This window comes from Rhodococcus sp. MALMAid1271, assembly GCF_049195265.1.
GTDB lineage: Bacteria > Actinomycetota > Actinomycetes > Mycobacteriales > Mycobacteriaceae > Rhodococcoides.
Window position 1 is genome coordinate 1 of sequence record NZ_JBMIRQ010000054.1, and the last position, 3,491, is coordinate 3,491.

At 64.7% G+C, this 3,491-nt stretch carries 2 protein-coding genes; both read left to right on the top strand.

Going from position 1 to position 3,491, the window contains the following annotated elements:
* Window positions 1-1,317, top strand: a 1,317-nt coding sequence (locus ACOQFP_RS05275; protein WP_421583701.1) for an MMPL family transporter, incomplete at its 5' end; no start/stop codon positions are given.
* Window positions 1,318-1,469: 152 nt separating this feature from the next.
* Window positions 1,470-3,491, top strand: a 2,022-nt coding sequence (locus ACOQFP_RS05280) for an MMPL family transporter (RefSeq protein ID WP_421583702.1), incomplete at its 3' end; no start/stop codon positions are given.

The window sequence follows — 3,491 nt, forward strand, 5'->3', positions numbered from 1 at the left end:
GGCACCTCGCACACCGGACGCATCATCACCGCCGCAGCCTTGATCCTCATCGTCGTCACCGGAGCATTCGCGTTCTCCGATCTGGTGATGATGAAGTACATCGCCTACGGCATGATCGCCGCACTCATCATCGACGCCACCCTGATCCGCATGTTCCTCGTACCTGCCACGATGAAACTGCTCGGCGACGACTGCTGGTGGGCCCCGCAGTGGATGAAGCGCATTCAGCGCAAGCTCGGACTCGGCGAGACAATTCTCGAGGACGAACTCCTCCCGATCGCCGACGTACCCGAACTCGCCCTCGCCGGGGGCGCGCCGTCCACCAAAGTCGCACCGCCCATCCGTCCGGCACCGCGCCGCAGCGAACCACTCACCGAGCCCATTCCCGTTGTCGCACCGCATGGTTCAGGCCCCATCAGGGCGACTCACGCGGCGAAGGAAGAGTCCCGGCGCACCGTGACGGGGCGGCCGGCAACACCACCCGAGGACGAACCGACTCGCGCAACTCAGGCCGCCCCTGCGCCTCGACGCGCTCCCGAGCCGGCCCCGAGCCGGCCGGTGCCGCCGCGTCCAACCGTCGAACCGGAGCCGACCCAGGCGGCCGACGTGGTCCGTCCTGCGTCCCCGGCCGATTCGGACGCCGCTCCCCCGTCGGCTCGGCCCCCGCGCCCATCGAGTGCTCCCCGACCACCGGTCGCGCCGCCCAGTCGAAGCCGTGTCGGGCGGGCACCACGAGCCGAGGAACCCGACTCACGATCGATCGAGAGTTGGCTCGCCGACCTGCGTGCACCCAGTGCATCTCCGCCGTCGAGTCGGCCGAGTTCGACGAGCACAGGCGCAGGCGCAGGCCGGAATGGGTCCCACAACGGATCCACAGCCGAGGGCACGGGCCAGAACGAAACGGGCTACAACGGTTCCGTTTCCGAGGACGCGGGCCACAACGGGCGTGCCGAGAACGGTTCGTCGCAGAACGGTTCCCCTCGGAACGGCTACGTCAGCAATGCATCCGGGCGCAACGGCACCAATGGCTCCGAGCGCAACAGCACAAATGGCTCCGGGCGCAACAGCACCAATGGTTCCGGACGCACCGACACCGAGCAGAACGGGTCCGAGCACAACAGCTCCGAGCACAACAGCTCCGAGTACAACGGAAGCGGCCACACCGAACCCACGCCGAGCGAGTCACCCAAGCCCTCGGGCCGACGGGCAGCACCGTCCACCGAAGGCGGAGACAGCGGTCGTCATCGCGGCGGCGAGAACGGACAGGTGGTCAGCGTCAGCGAACTGATCGCCCGCGAGCGCAATCGTTCACGCTGACGATCGGATGAACCGGCTGTCTTCTCCAGACAGCTCCCCGAGCAGTGCTCCCGCCCCCGGGAGGATCGTTTCGCAGGCTACACTCCCGCTTCAAGGGTCGGGTTCACTCACGAGGCGGATCGTCGCGTGTACCGAGGGGGAGTTCTACACACGTGTTCGTTCGATGGGGAAATGTCGTCCACCGCCTCCGATACTCCGTTCTCGGGGTCATGGTAGCGGGATCAGCAATCCTGGCCGCCTACGGCTGGGACCTCCCAGACCACCTGAGTCAGAGCGGCTTCGACGACCCGACGTCACAGTCGGCCGCCGCCAGTAATCTCATCGACGAGACATTCGGCCGCGACAGCCAGGGCGATGTCATCGTCCTCTACACCGCCCCCGAGGGCTCGACCATCGACGATCCGGCATTCGACGCAGCGATTGTCCAGAATCTCGATTCCCTGGTCGCCGACCACCCGGATCGCATCGCGAAGATCAACGGCAGCTACTTCCGGACAGACCAGGCCCCTGCGCTCCCCGTGCTCGGCACCGCCGACAAGCAGCATGCCATCGCGAGCATCGCGATCGTCGGCAACGACGACACCGAGCTGACCAACAATTTTCAGGCAGTCCAGAACGACTTCTACATCGATGGTGTCGACGTGCAGGTCGCCGGCCAGCAGGCGGTCGCTGCCGCACTCCAGTCGACGATGACCGATGACATCCATCGCATGGAGGTCCTCGCCATCCCAGCCGTGGCGGTACTGCTGTTCTTCGTTTTCGGCGGGGTGGTCGCTGCCGCGCTGCCACTCGTCGTCGGCGCTTTGACGGTGATCGGGGCCAACGGCATCGTCAAGCTCTTCACCCACGTCACCGAGGTCAACACCTTCGTCGCACCGGTGGTGTCTCTGGTGGGTCTCGGCTTGGCGATCGACTACGGCCTGTTCATCGTCTCGCGTTTCCGAGAGGAACTGGGCGACGGCCGTTCGACTCCCGATGCGATCCGTCGAACGGTCATGACCGCGGGCCGCACGGTGGTGTTCTCGGCGACGATGATCGTTGCGTGCCTCGGGGGACTGCTGCTGTTTCCGCACGGGTTCTTGCGGTCCGTTGCCCTGGGTTCGATTGCGACAGTTGCTCTTGCCGCGCTGAACGCGATCACCATCCTGCCCGCCATCCTGTCGATTCTCGGCCCTCGTGTCGACGCGCTCGGTCTGAAGTTCATGCGCAAGACCAAGTCCTCGGAGGAGATCGAGAACGGTAGGTGGGGCAAGCTCACGAACTGGGTGATGCGCAACCCCATCAAGGTGGTCGTCACCATCGTTCTCGGACTGCTGGCCCTGACGCTGCCCATCGGCAACCTCGCGTTCGGCGGAATCAACGAAACGTACCTGCCGCCGGACAATCCGACTCGAGTGGCGCAGGAGCAATTCGACGAGTTGTTCCCCGGGCAACGCACCGAACCCATCAAACTGGTCATCCAGAACGCGCAAGGCCCCACACTCGGGGCCATCACCACGCAGGCGAACAACGCACCCGGCCTGATCGAGCCGTTCACTCCGGTCGGTGCCAGCAAGGACGGCATCATCGTCTTCAAGGCCGGGCTGATCGACCGAAACGACGGTGCGCCCGCCATCGAGTATCTGCGCAGCATCGACACCCCCGACGGCACCACGATGCAGGTGACCGGAACGCCTGCGATCGAACGGGATTCGATCGATGCCCTGGTCGACCGGCTACCCCTGATGGCCGTACTGGTCGTCCTCATCGTGACTGTCCTGATGTTCCTGACATTCGGGTCTCTGGTGCTGCCGATCAAGGCAGTGCTCATGACGACGCTCGGCCTCGGGGCCACCATGGGCATCCTGACGTGGATCTTCATCGACGGGCACGGAGCTGCGTGGATGAACTTCACCCCGGGGCCGATCATGGCGATGATTCTTCTGCTGATCGCCGCAATCGTGTTCGGCCTGTCCACGGACTACGAGGTGTTCCTCCTGTCTCGAATGGTCGAGGCTCGCGAAAACGGTTCCAGTACAAGCGAAGCCATCCATATCGGCACCTCGCACACCGGACGCATCATCACCGCCGCAGCCTTGATCCTCATCGTCGTCACCGGAGCATTCGCGTTCTCCGATCTGGTGATGATGAAGTACATCGCCTACGGCATGATCGCCGCACTCATCATCGACGCC